This is a genomic window from Nocardia neocaledoniensis, from assembly GCF_003182135.1.
GTDB lineage: Bacteria > Actinomycetota > Actinomycetes > Mycobacteriales > Mycobacteriaceae > Nocardia > Nocardia neocaledoniensis.
Genome location: NZ_QGTL01000013.1, coordinates 50373 through 68193 on the forward strand (window position 1 = coordinate 50373; position 17821 = coordinate 68193).

Consider the following 17821-nt stretch of genomic DNA (forward strand, 5'->3'; position numbering starts at 1 on the left):
CCCGGGGGAAGCGGCCGAAAGTTGCCGTCATAGGGGTCCGATCCACAGCGCTCGAAACAAATCCACATCGGTAGCCATCCGGCTGCCTCAGTACTCCGAATCAATGGGCGTGGATAGCCACGCCCTGGGCCGTCGTGTGCCCGGGCGCTGCTCGGGGAGTTGTGACACAAGGCAGAACGGAGTGCTTGATGAGTTCATTGGCCACCGACCGCGTCAGCTCCAGCGTCACCGACGACGATCCGGGCCAACCGTTCGCTCTCTCGCCCGGTCAGACGGCCTTGTGGTACGCGCAACGGATCAGGCCCGACATCCCGCTCACCATCGCCCATTACGTCGAGCTGCACGGTGATCTCGACGTCGGTCGGCTGCTGTACGCGGTCGAACGCTACGGCGCGGAATCGCAAGTGGGACACGTGCGTCTCCTCGAGATCGACGGCGTCCCGCATCAGCGCGTCGACCTGGGCTGGCGGCCGGGCTGGGCCCGCATCGACCTGCGCGACGAGCCCGACCCGCGCGCGGCCGCGCTGCGCTGGATGAACGACCACGCCAGCACGCCCATCGACATGGAGCGCGAACCGCTCACCGTCAATGTCGTGTTGCGAGTCGGTGACAGGGACTGGTTCTGGTACGAGCGCGGTCACCACATCGTGATCGACGGTTACGGTGCGATGAACGCCCTCTCCCGGACCGCCGAGATCTACACCGCCGTCGGCGAACAGCGCGAACCGTCGGTCTCCCGCGCCGCCGCGCTCGTCGATCTCTACGCCGACGAGTCCCGCTATCGCGAGTCCAGCCGGTTCCTGGCCGACCGCGAGTACTGGATGACCCAGCTCGACGGCGTCGGCGAGCCGATGACCCTGTCCTCGGTCACCGCCACCGGCGACACCCACGATCCGGGCCGCCACCGCGCCACCGCGGTGCTCGACCCCGACCTCGACTCGCTGCTCACCGAGGCGATCACCACCCACGGCTCCGCCAATTCGGCGCTCATCGTCGCCGCGCTGGCCGCTTACGTGCGCACCGTCACCGGCGACCCGGACGTCGTCCTGAGCCTTCCGGTCTCCGCGCGTACCACCGTGGCGCTGCGCCGCTCGGCGGGCGTGGTCTCGAACGTGGTCCCGCTGCGTGTGCGCTTCGACGAGCACACCACCGTCGCCGACGTGGTCCGCCAGACCGAACTGCAGATCACCGGCGCGCTGCGGCACCAGCGCTACCGATCCGACGACATCCGCCGCGACTGCGGCTACTCCCGCGACGCTCGCGGCTTCTTCGGCCCGATGGTCAACATCATGCTGTTCCACGACGAGCTGAAGTTCGGCGACATCGCGGGCCAGCTGCACGTGCTCGCCACCGGACCCGTCGAGGACCTCTCGATCAACATCTACAACGGCGACGGCGGACGCATCCAGCTCGACTTCGAGGCCAACCCCAAGCTCTACGGCGAGGCCGAGGTGGCCGCGCACCACGGTCGCTACCTCGACTTCCTCGCCCGTTTCCTGGCCGCCGAACCCACCACCCCCACCCGCGCGCTGGCCGCGATCACCGAGGCCGAACGCGCGACCGTGCTGCGGGAGTGGAACGCCACCGAGATGCCGGTGCCCGAGGGCACCCTGGTCTCGCTGTTCACCGACCAGGTGCGCCGTGGTCCGGGCGCCGTCGCGCTCGAATTCGGCGACAGCGTCGTGGAATACGCCGAACTCGACCGCCGGGTGAACCGGCTGGCGCGCGAACTCGTCGCGCGCGGCGCCGGCCCGGAGACCACCGTCGGGCTGTGCCTGCACCGCAGCATCGAGCTGGTCGTGGGCATGTACGCGGTGCTGGCCACCGGCGCCGCCTATCTGCCGCTCGATCCCGAACACCCGGCCGACCGGATCGAGGCGGTCGTGTCGCAGGCCCGCCCGGTGTGCGTGCTCACCGCCGCGCGCGATCAGGTGCGCCTGCCCGGCGGGGTGCCGCGGATCGATCTCGACACCCTCGATGTCAGCGGACGCGACGCGGGCCCGCTGACCGATGCCGACCGGCGCGCGCCGCTGCGCCCCGAGCAGCTGGCCTACGTCATCTTCACCTCCGGGTCGACGGGCAAGCCCAAGGGCGTCGGCGTCACCCACGCGGCGATCGTCAACCGGTTGCGCTGGATGCAGGCCGAGTACCCGCTCGACCGGACCGACGCCGTGCTGCAGAAGACCCCCGCCACCTTCGACGTGTCGGTCTGGGAGTTCTTCTGGCCGCTGCAGGTGGGCGCCCGCCTGGTGATCGCCGCGCCCGACGGGCACCGCGATCCGGCCTACCTGGCCCGGGTCATCACCGAGAAGTCCGTCACCACCGCGCATTTCGTGCCGTCGATGCTCTCGCTGTTCGTCACCGACCCGCGGGTCGCGGGCGGCGCCGGGCTGCGCCGGGTGTTCTGCAGTGGCGAGGCGCTGCCCGGCGCCACCGTCGCCGACTTCCACGCCGCGCTGCACGGCCCCGACGGCGGCCCGGAGCTGCACAACCTGTACGGCCCCACGGAGGCGGCGGTCGACGTCACCTACTGGCCGTGCCCGGCCGGGGCGACCACGGTCCCGATCGGCTCCCCGGTCTGGAACACCCAGACCTACGTCCTGGACCCGCAGCTGCGGCCCGTGCCGCCGGGTGTCGTCGGTGAGCTCTACCTGGCCGGCGCGCAGCTCGCCCGCGGGTACCTCGGCCGTCCCGATCTGACCGCCGACCGGTTCGTCGCCAACCCGTTCACCCCGGGTCAGCGGATGTACCGCACCGGCGACCTGGCGCGCTGGCAACTCGACGACGGCGTCCTGGAATACCTGGGGCGCACCGACTTCCAGGTGAAGGTCCGCGGGCTGCGCATCGAGCTCGGCGAGATCGAGTCGGCGCTGCTGGCCCAGGACGGTATCGCCCGCGCGGTGTGCGTCGCCAGGACGGGCCGCACCGGCGACGACGAACTGGTGGCCTATGTGGTGGCCGCGCCCGGTACGCGCGCGCCCGAACCCGCCGCGCTGCTCTCGGCGCTGCGGCGCGGCCTGCCGTCCTACATGGTCCCCTCGGCGCTGGTCGTCCTCGACGAGCTGCCCCTCAGCGCCAACGGCAAGGTCGACCGCAAGGCGCTCCCGGAACCCGAGATCGGCGTCCGGGTCACCACCGGCGCCGCCGCCCCGCAGACCGAGCTGGAATGCGCCCTCGCCGAGATCTTCACCGAGGTGCTGGCGCTGGACGGGACCGCGATCGGCGTGGAGGACAGCTTCTTCGACCTCGGCGGCAACTCACTCGTCGCCGCCCGCGCAGTCGCGCGGATCAACACCATCCTCGACGCGAACCTCACCATCCGCGAGCTGTTCGAGGCCTCGACCATCGCCGCGCTCGCCGGGTACCTCAGCACCCACCGGTCCGAAACGCCCACGCCCAAGCTGGTTCCCGCGGTGCGCCCCGAACGTGTCCCGCTGTCGCTGGCCCAGCAGCGGCTGTGGATCCTCAACCGCTTCGCCGAACACGCCGCCGCGTACAACATGCCGCTGGCCCTGCGGCTGACCGGCCGCCTCGATCTCGCGGCCCTGCGAGCGGGCCTGCGCGACGTCCTCGACCGCCACGAGAGCCTGCGCACGAGTTTCCCCGAGGGCCCGGACGGCGCCTACCAACTCATCCACCCGGCCGCCGCGGTGGCGCCGGAGCTGGCGCCGATCGACGTGGCCGCCGCCGATCTCCCCGCGCTGATCGGCGAGGTCACCGGCCGCGGCTTCGACCTGCGCACCGAGACCCCGCTGCGCGTGGCCCTGTACCGGGTCGGCGCCGAGGACCACCTGCTGCTGGTCGTGCTGCACCACATCAGCGGTGACGGCTGGTCGGTGGCGCCGCTGGCGCGCGACCTCATGACCGCCGTCGCCGCCCGCGCCGAGGGCGCCGCGCCCGCGTGGACGCCGCTGCCGGTGCAGTACGCCGACTTCGCGCTGTGGCAGCGCGAGCTGCTGGGTGAGGAGACCGATCCCGACGCGCCGCTGGGCAAACAGCTCGGCCACTGGCGCGACACCCTGGCCGGGTTGCCCGATCAGCTCGACCTGCCGCTGGACCGGCCGCGGCCGCTGCAGCGCGGAACCCACGGCGACACCGTGGAATTCACCATCGACGCCGAGCTGCGCCGGGCCGCCGGGGAGCTCGCGACCAGTCGCGGGGTCAGCATGTTCATGGTGCTGCACGCCACGCTGGCGACACTGCTGTCGCGGCTGTGCGCCGGCGGCGACGTCACCATCGGCACGCCCATCGCCGGTCGCTCCGATCCGGCGCTGGACGACCTCGTCGGCATGTTCGTCAACACGCTGGTGCTGCGCACCGAGGTCGACCTCGGCGCCGGCTTCGACCGGATGCTCGACCTGGTGCGCGAGACCGACCTCGACGCGTTCGCCAATCCCGACGTACCGTTCGAGCGGCTCGTCGACCTGGTGAACCCCGAACGCTCGACCGCGCGGCACCCGCTGTTCCAGGTGATGCTGTCCTACGACCGCACCCCCGACCTGCGCATCGACCTGCCCGGGGTCGCCGCCGAGCTGGTGCCGATCGAGGCGGGCGTCGCCAAGTTCGACCTGCAGCTCGAGGTCCGCGACAACCACGACGACGGCCCGCTGCACGCCGAATTCGGTTTCGCCACCGACGTTTTCGATCGCGCCACGGTCGAGGCGATCGCCCGCCGCTTCACCGCGCTGCTGGCCGCCGCGGTGGCCGACCCGACCACGCCGACCGGTGACCTGAACCTGCTCGACCGCCGCGAGATCGCGCGGCTGGTGCCGGTCGCCGGCGCGCCCGCCGAACCGGCGGGCACCCTGGCCCGCCTGCTGGGGGACACCGCGCAGCGGCTCCCGGACTCGGTCGCGGTGCGCTACCTCGGTTTCGACACCACCTACCGCGAGCTCGACGAACGCTCGAACCGGGTGGCGCGCAGCCTCATCGCGCACGGCGCGGGCCCGGAGACGGTGGTCGCGGTGGCGCTGCCGCGCAGTCTGGAATCGATCGTCGCGATCTGGGCGGTGGCCAAGACCGGCGCCGCCTACGTCCCGGTCGACCCGGCCTACCCGGCCGAGCGCATCGCGCACATGATCGGCGACTCCGGCGCGATCCTCGGGCTCACCCTGCCCGAGCACCTCGCCGCGCTGCCCACCACCACGGGTAAGCACCGCAGGGCGCCGGAATGGCTGGTGTTCGGCACCGCCGACTTCGAATCGGACTGCGCGCGCCGCTCGGCGACCCCGGTCACCGACACCGACCGCAGGCACCCGATGCGGCCGGGCCAGCCCGCCTACCTGATCTACACCTCCGGCTCCACGGGGACGCCGAAGGCCGTCGTCGTCACGCACGCGGGCATCGCCTCGCTCGCCAGCGAGCAGACCCAGCTGTACAAGGTCACCGATGCCGCGCGGACCATGCACTTCTCCTCGCCGAGCTTCGACGCCTCGGTGCTGGAACTGCTGCTCGGCTTCGCCGCGGGCGCCACCGTCGTGGTCGCCCCCGCCGACCTGTACGGCGGCGCGGAACTGGCCGCGTTCCTGCGCTCGGAGCGGATCACCCACGCGTTCATCACCCCGGCCGCGCTGGCCACCGTGCCCGCGGGCGAGTTCCCCGAGCTGGGAACGGTGATCGTCGGCGGCGAGGCCTGCTCGGACGAGCTGGTCGCGGCGTGGGCGCCGAAGTACCGGATGCACAACATGTACGGCCCCTCCGAGGCGACCGTCGCGGTCACCGCCAGCGCCGCCATGGTGGCGGGGGAGCCGGTGCCGCTGGGCGCGCCGGTGCGCGGCATGCGGCTGTTCGTACTCGACGCCCGGCTCCGGCCGACGCCGCCGGGCACACCGGGCGAACTGTACGTCTCCGGGCCGGGTCTGGCCCGCGGCTACCTCGGCAAGTCCGCGCTGACCGCGCAGCGGTTCGTCGCCAACCCGCACGGCCGGGTCGGCGAACGGATGTACCGCACCGGCGATCTCGTGGTCTCCGACGCCACCGGCAGGCTGCGCTTCCTCGGTCGCGCCGACGACCAGATCAAGATCCGCGGCTTCCGGATCGAGCTGCGCGAGATCGACCACGTGCTGCGCGAACATCCGGGCGTGCGCTCCGCGCTGACCGTCGTGCACGTCGACGAGCAGGGCCAGCAGCGACTCGCCTCCTACGTGACCGCCGATCGGCCGGTCGAACCGGCCGCGGTCCTCGACACCGCGCGCGGCAGGCTGCCCGGGTACATGGTGCCCGCCGCGCTCGCCGTGCTCGACCGGATGCCGGTGACCCCGGCGGGCAAGCTGGACCGCAAGGCGCTGCCCGCACCGGAATTCACCGTGACCACCACGACCAGGGCGCCGCGCACCCACCTCGAGATGCGGGTGGCGGCGGTGTTCACCGAGATCCTCGGCAGGCCGGTGCCCGGCGCGGAGGACAGCTTCTTCGAGATCGGCGGCAATTCGCTGCTGGCGACCAGGCTCGCCGCGGCGCTGCACGCGGACTTCAGCGTCGACCTGCCGGTCCGGCAGATCTTCGAGGCGCCGACCGTGGCCGGGATCGCCCAGCTGATCACGGAAGCGCCCCGGACGCAGCGGGTGGCGCTGGCGGTACACACCCCACGCCCGGGACGCATACCACTGTCGCTGCCGCAGCAGCGGCTGTGGTTCCTCAACCGATTGTCCCCCGAATCGAGCGCCTACAACATCGCATTCGTCTTGCGAATCGGCGGAGATCTGAACGTCTCGGCCCTGCGCGCCGCCCTGGCCGACCTGGTGGAGCGGCACGAGGTGCTGCGCACCGTGTTCCCGGAGGACCTGTCCGGTCCGCAGCAGGTGGTGCTGCCCGCGCCGGGGAACGTGCCGCCGCTCGAACTCGTCGACAGCGATCCCGACCGGGCCCGCGCCGCCCTGACCGCCCTGGCGCGGCAGGGATTCGACCTCACCACGCAGACCCCGCTGCGCGCGCAGCTGCTGCGCGTGGCGCCCGGTGAGCACCTGCTCGGCGTCGTCCTGCACCACATCGCCGCCGACGGCTGGTCGCTCGGCCCGCTCACCCGCGATCTGGCGTTGTCCTACGTCGCCCGCTGCGGCGGATCGGCGCCGGACCGTGCGCCGCTGCCGGTGCAGTACGCCGATTTCAGCCTCTGGCAGCGCGAGGTCCTCGGCGCCGAGGACGACCCGGACAGCATCGCCGCCACCCAGCTCGCGCACTGGCGGGAGGCACTGGCGGAACTGCCCGACGAGCTGCCGCTGCCGTTCGACCGGCCGCGTCCGGCCGAGCCGACGGGTGAGGCGGGCAGTGTGCGGTGCGAGATCTCGGCGCCGCTGCAGCAGGCGATGCGGGAGCTGGCGGCCGAGACCGGCGTCAGCCTGTTCATGGTGGTGCGCTCGGCGCTGGCGGTGCTGCTGCGCAGTGTCACCGGCGGCCGCGACATCCCGCTCGGAACGCCGGTCGCCGGGCGCACCGACATCCAGCTCGACGACCTGGTCGGCATGTTCGTCAACACGCTCGTGCTGCGCTCCGACGTCGACCCGGGCCGCAGTTTCGTCGAACTCCTGCACGCCGATCGCGACGACGAACTCGCCGCGATCGCCAACGCCGACCTGCCGTTCGAGCGCGTCGTCGACGCGCTCGGCCGCGACAGCAGGTCGACCAACCGTCACCCGCTGTTCCAGGTCGCGCTGAGCATGCAGGACGAGGCCGCGCCCGCGCTGGAGCTGCCCGGGCTGCGGCTGGCCGCCGAGGAGCTCGACATCGCGCGCGCCAAGTTCGATCTCGAACTGCGGGTCGCCCCGGACGGCGACCGGTACCGCTTCGACTTCGTCTACGCGACGGAGCTCTTCGACGCGGCCACCATCGAGACCATCGCCGCCCGGTTCCAGCAGATCCTGCTCCAGGTGACCGCCGATCCGCGGCAACTGGTGTGCGAGATCGAGCCGCTGACCGTCGCCGAACACCGCGCGCTGGTCCCCGCGCTCGGTCCGGCCGTGGTGACGCCGGTGGTCCTGGCCGACATCATCGAACGGGCCGCGACCAAGTTCGCGCACCGGCCCGCGCTGCGCTGGTTCGCCGGCGGCAGCGTCGCCGGGGCCGTGGGCGAGCTCGACTACGCCGAGGTCGGCGTCCGGTCGCATCAGCTCGGTCGCGCGCTCATCGCCCGCGGCATCGGCACCGGCGACCGCGTCGCCGTCGGCCTGACCCGCGGACTCGACTGCGCGCTCGCGATCTTCGGCGTCGCGGCCAGCGGCGGCGCGTTCGTGCCGGTCGACCCGCGCTATCCCGCGGATCGGGTGCGGCACATGCTCACCGACTCCGGTGCCGCCGCCGTCCTCACCACCAGGTCCGACGCCGAGGCGCTGCGCGCGGCGGCGGGCGAGCTCGACACCCAGTGGCTGCTCGTCGACGACGAGGACCTGCTGGCCGAGCTGGCCTCCTACGACGGCGCCCCGATCACCGACGCCGAACGGATCCGCCCGATCCGGCCGGCCGACCTGGCCTACCAGATCTACACCTCCGGCTCCACGGGCCTGCCCAAGGGCGTCACGGTCACCCACAGCGGTCTGGTGAGCCTCGCGGTCGATCTGCAGGAGCGGATGGGCCTGGACCGGTTCGCCCGCACGTTCTTCTTCTCCACGCCCAGCTTCGACGTGTCCGTGCTCGACCTGCTGCTCGCGGTCTGGTCCGGCGCCGAGATGGTCATCGGCCCGATCGACGTCTACGGCGGCGACGAGCTCGGTGCCCTGCTGGAGCGCGAGGACATCACCCACACCTTCCTCACCCCGGCGGTGCTGGCCTCCATCGACGCGAGCCGCTGGCCGCTGCCGCATCTGCGCGGTCTCATGGCCGGCGGCGAGGCCGTGCCGCCGGACCTGGTGGAGAACTGGGCGCCGGGGCGGCGGTTCGTCAACGCCTACGGCCCCACCGAGTTCACCGTGATCGCGGCGATGTCGCAGCTGCGGGTCGGCGTGCCGGTGACCATCGGCACGCCGGTGCGCGGCGCGCGGGTACTGGTGCTCGACGAGCGGCTGCGGCCGGTCGTCACCGGGGTGCCGGGCGAGCTGTACCTGGGCGGCGCGGGCATCGCACAGGGTTACCACGAGCGGTTCGGCCTCACCGCCGGTCGCTTCGTCGCCGACCCGTGCGGTCCGGCGGGCAGCCGGATGTACCGGACCGGCGACGTCGTGCGGTGGACCGCCGACGGCGAGATCGAGTACCTGGGCCGTAGCGACCATCAGGTCAAGGTCCGTGGCTTCCGGATCGAGCTCGGCGAGATCAGCGCCGCGCTCGGCAGCCACCCCGCGGTGCGGTTCGCCCACACCGAGGTCCGCCGGATCGCCGGCGACGACCGCATCGTCGCCTGGGTCCAGCTGGCCGACGGGACCGACCCGGTCGAGCTGGCCGCCGTGCGCGCGCGGGCCGCGGCCCGGCTGGCCGGGCACATGGTGCCCGCCTCGCTGAACCTGATCGAGCGGGTTCCGCTCACCCCGGTCGGCAAGCTCGACCGCGCGGCGCTGCCGGAGCCGGAGTTCACCGCCACTGCGGGCCGGGCGCCGCAGACCGCGTCCGAGCGCCTGGTCGCCCAGGTCTTCGCCGACCTGGTCGGCGCGCGCGAGATCTCGGCCACCGACAGCTTCTTCGACATCGGCGGCAACTCGCTGCTCGCCACCCAGCTGGTCGCCCGGCTGGCCGCGGCCAGCACCGTGCGGCTCGAGGTGCGCACGGTGTTCGCGTCGCCGACCGTCGAGGAACTCGCCGCGCTCATCGACGCCGGGCCGTCCGGTGACGAACGCAGGCCCGACCTCGTCAAGCGCGATCGCCCGGAACGGATCCCGCTGTCGGCGGCCCAGCGCAGGCTGTGGTTCCTCAACCGGTTCAACGCCGGCGCCGAGGGGGAGACCCAGTCGGCGGGCGCCTACAACATCCCGGTCGTCCTGCGCCTGCACGGGCCGATCGACCTGGATGCGTTGATTGCCGCTTTGCATACGGTGCAACGTCGGCACGAGACGCTGCGCACCGTGTTCCCGGAGAGCGCGGGCGAGCCGGAACAGCTCGTGCTCGACCCCGAGATCGGCGCGGTCACCCTGTTCCACGCGACGGCGAGGCCGGACGACGTGGACGGCGCGGTCACCCGCTTCGTGACCCCCGGCTTCGACCTGTCGGCCTCGGTGCCGATGCGGGCGGCCCTGATCACCGTCGACCACACCGGGCTGCCGGTGCCCGCGCAGGCCAAGCTGGCCGTCGCGGGGTCCAAGGAGCACGTGCTGGTGCTGGTCGTGCACCACATCGCGATGGACGGCTGGTCGCTGGAGCCGCTCGCGGCCGAGGTGGCCGCCGCCTACCGCGGCATCAGGGCGGGCGAGGAGTTCGGCGAGCTGGTCCCGGAGATCCAGTACACCGACTACACCCTGTGGCAGCAGGAACTCCTCGGCACCGAGGACGACCCGGACTCGCTGATCAGCAAGCAGCTCGCGCACTGGCGCGGCGTGCTGGACGGCCTGCCCGAGCTGATCACCGTCCCCGCCGACCGGCCGCGCCCGCCGGTGCCCTCCTACCGGGGCGGCACCGTGGACTGCGCGGTCGACGCGGCCACCCACCGCGCGCTGCGCGGGATCGCCACCGCGCACAACGTCAGCATGTTCATGGTGCTGCACGCGGCGCTGGCGGTGCTGCTGCACCGGGTCACCGGTGACGACGACATCGCCGTCGGCACCGCGACCGCGGGCCGCGGTCACCCGGCGCTCGACTCGATGATCGGCATGTTCGTCAACACCCTGGTGCTGCGCACCGAGGTGCGCGACGAGCGCGCCTTCGTCGACCTGCTGCGCTCGGTCCGCGACCGCGATCTGGACGCCTTCGCCAATGCCGACATGCCGTTCGAGCGGCTGGTCGAGGTGCTCAATCCGGCGCGCTCGCAGTCGCATCACCCGCTGTTCCAGGTGATGCTGTCGGTGCGCAACACCCCGGTGCGGATGCTGGAACTGCCCGGCCTGCGCATCGAGGCCGTGGACGCCGACGCCGGGATCGCCAAGTTCGACCTGCAGTTCACCTTCACCGAGACCCAGACCGCCGAGCGCGTCGGCGACGGGATCGGTCTGTCGGTGAACTACGCGGCCGACCTGTTCGACGAGGTCACCGCCCGCAGGCTGGGTGACCGGCTGGTGCGGCTGCTCACCGCGGTGGCGGCCGATCCGAACACCGCCGTGGGCGATCTCGCGCTGCTCGACGCCGTCGAGTGGACCGCGCTGGCCCCGGTGCACGGCGCCCGCGCCGACGTGCCGGTCAGCTTCCCCGCGGTGTTCGACGCGGCGGTGGCCAGGGCACGCGACGGCGTGGCGCTGAGTTCCGGCGACACGGTGGTCACCTACGACGCCCTCGACCGCTGGACCAACCGGCTGGCCCGGGTGCTCATCGGGCAGGGGATCGGGCCGGAAAGCCTGGTGGCGCTGGGTATTCCGCGGTCGGTCGAGTCGGTGGCGACGATGCTCGCGGTCGCCAAGGCCGGCGCGGCGTTCGTGCCGGTCGACCCGAACTACCCGGCGCAGCGGATCAGCCACATGCTCACCGACTCCGGCGCGGCGGTGGGGCTCACCCTGCTCGCGCACCGCGACCGGCTGCCCGGCGACTGCCGCTGGCTGGTCCTGGACGACCCGCAGACCCGCGCCACCGTGCTCGGCACCGACGACGCGCCGATCACCGACGCCGACCGGATCCGGCCGCTCCGGGTGGGCAACCCGGCCTACATCGTCTACACCTCCGGCTCCACCGGCACCCCGAAGGGCGTGGTCGTCACCCACGGCGGCATCTCGAACTTCGCCGCCGAGTGCGCCGACCGGTACGACGTGCGGCCGGGCAGCCGGATCCTGCACTTCGCCACCCCGAGCTTCGACGGCGCCATGCTCGACATCCTGTTCGCGCTCGGCGGCGCCGCGACGCTGGTGATCGCGCCCCCCGGCATCGTCGGCGGCGAGGAACTGCGGCAGCTCTACATCCGCGAACGCATCACGCACGCCTTCGTCACCACGGCGGCGCTGGGCACCGTCGACCCGACCGGGGTGCACTCGCTGGCGCACGTGCTCGTCGGCGGCGAGGCGCTGCCGCCGGATCTGCTGGCGCGGTGGGCGCCGGGCCGCAACTTCTACAACGTGTACGGGCCCACCGAGACCACCATCGTCACGCTGATGCCGCAGCCGATGAGCCCGCAGGGGCCGATCACCATCGGCGGCCCCATCCGCGGCGTCGCGGCGACCGTGCTCGACCGGCGGCTGCACCCGACTCCGATCGGCGTCACCGGCGAACTGCAGCTGGCCGGGTCGGCGCTGGCCCGCGGCTACCACAACCGGCCGGGGCTCACCGCCCAGCGCTTCGTCGCCAATCCCTATGGCGCGCCGGGCGAACGGATGTACCGCACGGGCGACCTGGTGCGCTGGCGCGACGGCGCGAAGTCGGCGCTGGACGTGGAATACGTCGGCCGCACCGACCACCAGGTGAAGGTGCGCGGGTTCCGCATCGAACTCGGCGAGATCGACGTCGCGTTCGGTCGTCACCCCGATGTCGAGTTCGCGCTCACCATCGGGCACAAGACCGCGGCGGGCTCGACCGCGCTGGTCTCGTACGTGAAGGCGCGGGCGGGCCTCGCGCCGACGGTGCGGGAACTGCTCGACCACGTCGGCGCGCACGTGCCGAACTACATGGTCCCGCAGTCGGTCATGCTGCTCGACGAGGTGCCGCTGAACCCGGTCGGCAAGCTCGACCGGGCCCGGCTGCCCGAACCGGTCTTCACCGCGACCGAGGGGTACCGCGCGCCGGTGACCGCGGCCGAGGTCACGCTGTGCGCGGTCTTCGCCGACGTGCTCGGCGTGGAACGGGTCGGCGCCGACGACGGCTTCTTCGAACTCGGCGGCAACTCGCTGCTGGCCACCAAGGTCGTCGCGGCGCTGCGCGAGCAAGGCTACGACATGCCGGTCCAGCTGATGTTCGGCGACGCGACCCCGGCCGGGATCGCGGCCAGGCTCGACGGCGCCGACGCGGGCGCGGCGATGGCGGCGGCCACCGCCCCGGTGCTGCCGATCCGCCCGTCGACCGGTCCGCACGACACCCCGCTGTTCTGCGTGCACCCGGCCATCGGCCTGTCCTGGTGCTACGCGGGGCTGCTCGCGCACCTGGCGCCGCAGCGCCCGGTGTACGGCCTGCAGGCGCCGCACGTCTCCGGCGACGAACGCTTCACCTCCATCCCCGAAGCCGCCGGACACTATGTGGCCCACATCAAGTCGATCCAGCCGCACGGTCCCTACCACCTGCTCGGCTGGTCGCTCGGCGGCCTGATCGCGCAGGAGGTCGCCGTGCAACTGCAGGACGCGGGGGAGGACGTCGCCCTGCTGGCCATGCTGGACAGCTACCAGCTCGGCGATCGCTGGCTCGACACGTCGATGCCCAGCGTCGCCGACATCCTCGGCGAGTTCGGCGCCGACGTCCTCGGTGGGGCACCGGTGCCCGCCGACATCGACCTGCACGAAGCGGCGGATCTGCTGCGGGCACAGCCGGGCCCGTTCGCCGCGCTCTCGGTCGAGAACCTCGAACGGCTCTACACCGGCTACGCCGACGGCACGGTGATGGCGAACCGGTTCCGGCCCCGCACCTTCGACGGTGATCTGCTGTTCTTCACCGCCGCGGCGGACGAGATCAACGCCGCCGACCCGGCGCGCCGGGCCGAGGCGTGGCAGCCGTTCGTCACCGGCAACATCCACAACCACGACCTGCCCTGCAGGCACGCGGCGATGACGACGCCGGAATCGCTGGCGGTGATCGGCCCCGTGCTGCATCGCCACCTCGACGCCGTCCCGGAGATCACCGTGTGCGGCGGCGGCCAGAAGGAGATGCGTCCGTGAGTTTGGCGGTAGAAGTACGCGGCCTCGCCAAGAGTTACGGCAAGGTGCGGGTACTGAAGGAGATCGACCTGGAGATCCCGGCGGGCACCGTGCTCGGCCTGCTGGGGCCCAACGGCGCGGGCAAGACGACGACCGTGCGGATCGTCACCACGCTGTTGCGCCCCGACGCCGGCTCGATCCGGGTCGCCGGGGTCGACGTGCTGGCCGACCCGGCCACCGCGCGGACCCGGATCGGCCTGTCCGGTCAGTACGCGGCGGTCGACGCCAACCTGACCGGCTACGAGAACCTGCGGATGGTGGCGCGCCTGTACGGCATGTCCCGCAAGCAGGCGGTCGAGCGGGCCGAGCAGCTGCTCACCGCGCTCGGCCTCGACCACGCGGCGAGCCGCCGGGCAGGCACCTACTCCGGTGGCATGGCGCGCCGGCTCGACCTGGCGGGCGCGCTGGTCGCGCGGCCGCCGGTGGTCGTGCTCGACGAGCCGACCACCGGCCTCGACCCGCGCGGGCGGCTCGACATGTGGCAGGTGATCGGCGAACTCGTCGACGACGGCACCACCGTGCTGCTGACCACGCAGTACCTGGAGGAAGCCGACCTGCTCGCCGACCGCATCACGGTGATCGACAAGGGCACCGTGATCGCGCGCGGCTCGGCCGACGAGCTCAAGACCTCGATCGGCGGCGACCGGCTCACCGTCACCCTGGCCGCCGGGCAGGACGCCTCGGCCGCGATCACGGTGCTCGGGCAGGTCGGCGTCGGCGAACCCATCCACGAACCGGGCAGCGACGAAGTGTCGGTGGTGGTCGGCAACGGCTCGCGCACCATGGTCGAGGCGCTGCGCCGCCTCGACGACGCGGGCGTGTGCGTCGTCGACGCCGTGGTCGTGCGGCCCACCCTCGACGACGTGTTCCTGTCTCTCACCGGCACCCCGGCCGAACCGGCCGTCGAGCCCGAAACCGACGATGTGCAAGAGGAGATTCTCTCGTGAGTTTGGTGCCGGATATCGCGGAAGATCCCGACACCCGCGACATGCCGATCCCGGCGAGTTCCCCGCGGCCCGCCGCCCCCGAGCAGGCTGCGCCGCGGGCGCGGTTCCTGCGCGACAGCGCGATCGTGGCGCACCGCAACCTGCTGACCATCCTGCGGGTGCCGACGCTGCTGGTCACCGCCACCATCCAGCCGCTGATGTTCGTGTTCCTGTTCGCCTACATCTTCGGCGCCTCGCTCGGCGGCGACCAGTACCGCGAGTTCCTGCTGGCGGGTATCTTCACCCAGACGGTGGCGTTCAACGCCGCCTTCACCACCGTCGGCCTGGCCGGTGACCTGCAGAAGGGCATCATCGACCGGATGCGGACGCTGCCGATGTCGCGGCTGGCGGTGCTGATGGGGCGCACGCTGTCCGACCTCGTCGTCAACATCCTGAGCCTGGGCGTGATGGTGTTCTGCGGCTACATCGTGGGCTGGCGCATCCACGGCAGCCCGGCCGACGCCGCGCTGGCCTTCGCCATCATCCTGTTGTTCGCCTTCGCGATGTCGTGGGTGGGCGCGCTGACCGGGCTGATCTCGCCGACGGTCGAGGTGGCCCAGAGCGCGGGCCTGATCTGGATGTTCCCGCTGTCGTTCATCTCCTCGGCGTTCATCTCCGCCGAGACCCTGCCCGGCCCGCTGCGCACCATCGCGGAATGGAATCCGATCACCGCGGTGTCGGCGGCCGGCCGCAAGCTGTTCGACAACGACGCGCCGCCCTCGTTCGCGCCCGCCACGGGCTGGGCGGCCGACAACTGCATCCTGTACGCGGTGATCTGCTCGGTCGTCATCCTGGCGATCGCGATGCCCGCCGCGCTGCTGCAGTACCGGAAGGTCGCCAGCCACTAGCGCTGCGAACGACGAAGGCCGCCGCCCCGATTCGGGGTGGCGGCCTTCGTCGTCGGGGTGGGTACCCGTTACCCGCGGCGGCGGGTCTTGAGCAGTTCGAGGCGCTCCTTGAGCAGCTCCTCGAGCTCCTCCTTGCTGCGCCGTTCGAGCAGCATGTCCCAGTGGGTGCGCGGCGGCTTGACCTTCTTGGTCTCCACCGTGGTGCCCTCCATGAGCTGCCCCTCCTGGCCGTTGCGGCACAGCCAGGTGGGCGGGATCTCCGCGTCGTCGGCGAACGGGACGTCGAATTCCTCACCGTTGTCGGTGCGGTAGCGGGCGATCCGGCGCGGGGCCAGGTCGTGGTCGCGATCGGTCTCGTAGCTCACCGCTCCGAGCCGACTGCCTCGGAGTACGCGATCTGCCATGTGTGCTCCCTGTCTTCGGCGGCTGACGCCGCGGGTCCGCGGCCGTGGCGGTTCTCGGCGCGCGAACTGGTCGTGGTCCTACCGTTAACGCGCGGGACGTCTGAACTGTTCCATTGTAGTGGAACCGCCGAAGATGCCGAGCGCGCCATGAGCCGTGCCCGCTGAGCGAGACCTGAGCCGGTGTTTCGGCCGCCGGACGGCTAGGGTTTCGCAGCATGTCGCGCAGTCGCCTGCTGTCCTGCCTGTGGTGCGGGCGGGAGATCGTGGATTCCGAGTCGGGTCGCCGCCGCCGCTATTGCCGCCAGTCGTGCCGTCAGCGCGCCTACGAGCATCGCACCAGCCTCAGGGGGACGGGGATTCCGGAGGACGCCGTGGTGCTCTCCGCCCAGGAAGCCGCCGATCTGGCCGACCGGTGGTTCGCCGCCCGGTGCGCCGCCGAGGACGTGGCCACCGCGGTCGATGAGGGCGCCGAGCACGACGAGCTGGCGAAGCTGAGCGCGACCCTCGTGCAACTGGCGCGCGAAGCCGAACGGTTGCGCTGACGCCGCGCCCCCGGTCAGGCCGGGTCGGCGCCGGCCCGGTCGAGCTCGCGGGCGCGCAGGTACACCGCCGTCACCCCGCCCGCCACCAGCACGGCGAGCGCGGCCGCCGCCCCGGCGGTCGCGAGGTCGGGGGCGGTCAGCGGCTGGCCACGCAAGGCCTGCCACAGCACGAGCGTGAGCAGCCCGAAGTACCCGAGGACCGCGACACCCAGCACGGCCGCCCTGACCTTCTCCGTGCGCAGCCACCGGTACCGGGGGGCCAGGGCGACCAGGCCCACCGCGAGCAGCAGCAGCACCTGGATGCCGTGCAATCCCACGAAATGCGGGATGCGCAGGTCGCCGCCGCTGGTGCTCCAGTGGGTGATCGGCATCGCGCCGACGCCGTCGCGTGCCGCGTCCCCGGTCGCGCCGCCGGCGTGCACGGTGTGCCCGGCCATCAGACCGACCACGGTCCCGTCGGCCTGGCGAACCAGCTGGGGTCCGGTGAAGCCCATGAGATAGCCGAGCGCCATGCCGGTCACCGCCAGCCACAACCCGGCCTTCAGCGCGATCGTGGTCGGCCGGTCGGCCAGCTTCTGCCACGAGATGATCACCGCCAGCACGAGATTGGCGAGGAACAGGCCGGGGACGCCGGAGGCGAACACCTGCTGCCCGATCTGGTTGACCGGATCCTGTGCGGTGTTGAAATGGCTGAACGTCCCGCGCGCGGCCTGCAGCGCGATGAAGCCGACATCGAGTACCCCGGTGACCGCGAAGACGGTGCCCAGCCACCAGGTCGCGCGGCGCCCCCGGTGCGGCAGCCGCAGGATCCAGGCCAGCGTGAGGCCGTAGAGGGCGAAGGCGAGACCGAATTTCGCCGGTTTGAGCCACACCGATTCGCCGAGCAGCGGCCGGTCGTCGACCACCATGCCGATCATCGACACCAGGACCAGCGCGCCCATCAGCGCGGAATTCACCAGCAGCGGCCCGTGCCACGGCGCGGTCGCAGCGCCGTGGCGCGCCGGTGCGGCGCGGAACCGGGCTCGGGACAGGGTGCGGGAGAGATCGATCGTCGCCATGGGATCGACGGTAGAAATCCGGTGTGCCGCAAGACCTCCCGCCGCGGAGTGGTTCCGCGCCCCCTACTCCGGTAGGGGCCGCCCTACCGGA

6 protein-coding genes are annotated in these 17821 nt (G+C 72.2%); 4 read left to right on the plus strand and 2 right to left on the minus strand.

Annotation, left to right across the window (positions count from 1 at the left end):
- The first annotated feature begins 188 nt into the window (after positions 1–188).
- The 3 genes from DFR69_RS27755 to DFR69_RS27765 are packed head-to-tail and all read left to right on the plus strand — an operon-like array spanning position 189 to position 15726.
- Positions 189–13853 (plus strand): amino acid adenylation domain-containing protein, encoded by a 13665-nt coding sequence (locus tag DFR69_RS27755; protein WP_244198490.1) that lies wholly within the window; start codon positions 189–191, stop codon positions 13851–13853.
- A complete protein-coding gene (locus DFR69_RS27760; protein ID WP_110040608.1) occupies positions 13850–14839 on the plus strand; it encodes an ATP-binding cassette domain-containing protein in 990 nt (329 codons plus the stop codon). Before DFR69_RS27755 ends, DFR69_RS27760 begins: the two co-directional genes overlap by 4 nt.
- 41 nt (positions 14840–14880) lie before the next feature.
- Complete coding sequence (locus tag DFR69_RS27765; RefSeq protein WP_373867036.1) at positions 14881–15726, plus strand: ABC transporter permease; 846 nt, start codon at positions 14881–14883, stop codon at positions 15724–15726.
- 68 nt (positions 15727–15794) lie between these two features.
- On the opposite strand, the gene DFR69_RS27770 is transcribed toward DFR69_RS27765, so the two are convergent.
- Positions 15795–16130: an RNA polymerase-binding protein RbpA gene (locus DFR69_RS27770; protein WP_110040609.1), complete on the minus strand. Its 336-nt coding sequence runs from the start codon at positions 16128–16130 to the stop codon at positions 15795–15797.
- Positions 16131–16345: 215 nt separating this feature from the next.
- Between DFR69_RS27770 and DFR69_RS27775 the strand changes: the two genes are divergently transcribed.
- Positions 16346–16672 carry a hypothetical protein gene (locus DFR69_RS27775; protein ID WP_110040610.1) on the plus strand — a complete coding sequence of 109 codons (327 nt, stop codon included), beginning with the start codon at positions 16346–16348 and terminating at the stop codon, positions 16670–16672.
- Between the two features lie 14 nt (positions 16673–16686).
- Here DFR69_RS27775 and DFR69_RS27780 read toward each other — a convergent pair whose 3' ends face one another.
- Positions 16687–17730, minus strand: a complete 1044-nt coding sequence (locus tag DFR69_RS27780; protein WP_110040611.1) for a hypothetical protein — start codon at positions 17728–17730, stop codon at positions 16687–16689.
- Positions 17731–17821 lie beyond the last annotated feature (91 nt).